The organism is Armatimonas sp. (genome assembly GCF_031410135.1).
Classification (GTDB): domain Bacteria; phylum Armatimonadota; class Armatimonadia; order Armatimonadales; family Armatimonadaceae; genus Armatimonas.
Genome location: NZ_JANNYP010000616.1, coordinates 1 through 1,117 on the forward strand (window position 1 = coordinate 1; position 1,117 = coordinate 1,117).

General features: G+C 52.6%; 1 protein-coding gene. It reads left to right on the forward strand.

Translation table 11 applies throughout. The features are described 5' to 3' along the window. On the forward strand, positions 1 to 1,117 hold a 1,117-nt coding region (locus RMO15_RS22565; protein ID WP_309717573.1), incomplete at both ends, for an alpha-L-arabinofuranosidase C-terminal domain-containing protein.

Here is a 1,117-nt window from a genome sequence, read left to right on the forward strand (position 1 = left end):
CCGCGACCGTCGTCCGCCTCGCACTAACCCAGCCTGGGGTGGCTTAGAGCACAATGACTTCGGAACCGACGAGTTCATTGACTTCTGTCGAGAGATCGGCACCGATCCATTAGTCACCGTCAACACCGGTTTCGGTGACGCTTACACGGCGGCTCAGTGGGTCGAGTACTGCAATGGGTCAACCAAGACGATTGGTGGCTCATGGCGAGCAAAGAATGGTCACAGAAAGGCCTATGATGTAAAGACGTGGTGCGTTGGAAACGAGATGTGGGGCAACTGGCAGCTCGGCTTTATGAAGCTGGACCAGTACGTGCGCAAACACAACTGGATCGCTGAAGAGATGCTCAAAGTTGACCCCAAGCTGATGCTCGTTGGAAGCGGAGACATGGGTGATCCAGAGTCGAAAGAGTTCGGAAAGAGCTGGTCGAAAGGGCTGTTAGAGCGGTCGAGTGATCATATGGACATGATTTCCGAACACTTCTACGATGGCCGTCTGCCCTGGAACAAAAACGAGAGATTTCCGCTTGAAAAGTCTGTGGTGCAGATGGCAGAAAACATCCGGACGAAGGCGGCAGGGCACCGCAAAATGCAAGCGAAAATGAAGCATCTCAAAGGCAAACTTGTGCCAATCGCGATGGACGAATGGAACTACTGGCACCGAGAGTACACCTTTGGCGAGTTGGGTTGCGAATACGATCTCGCAGATGGTTTAGGAATCGCAGCGGGACTCCACGAATTCTTCCGCCAAACCGATCTGATCCATATCGCGACATATGCTCAGACCGTCAACGTGATTGGTGCAATCAAAACGAGCCGAACAGCTGCCGAAATGGAAAGCACGGGCCTTGTGCTGCAAGTCTATCGCAAGAGATATGGGACGATCCCAGTCAAGATTAGCGGCGAGTTTGCTTCGATTGATGTCGAGGCCGCTTTGACAGCGGATAAGAAGTTCTTGACCATCGGAGTTGTTAATCCAACCGCTGGAGCAATAAAGTTAGAAGTTGGCACGTCCTTTACGAAACTCGGGATGGCGAAGGCATACATCGTGACGGGGGCCGCGGAGACTTCCAAGAACTCACCTGGAAAGCCCCGCCAGGTTGATATTGTTGAATTGAGT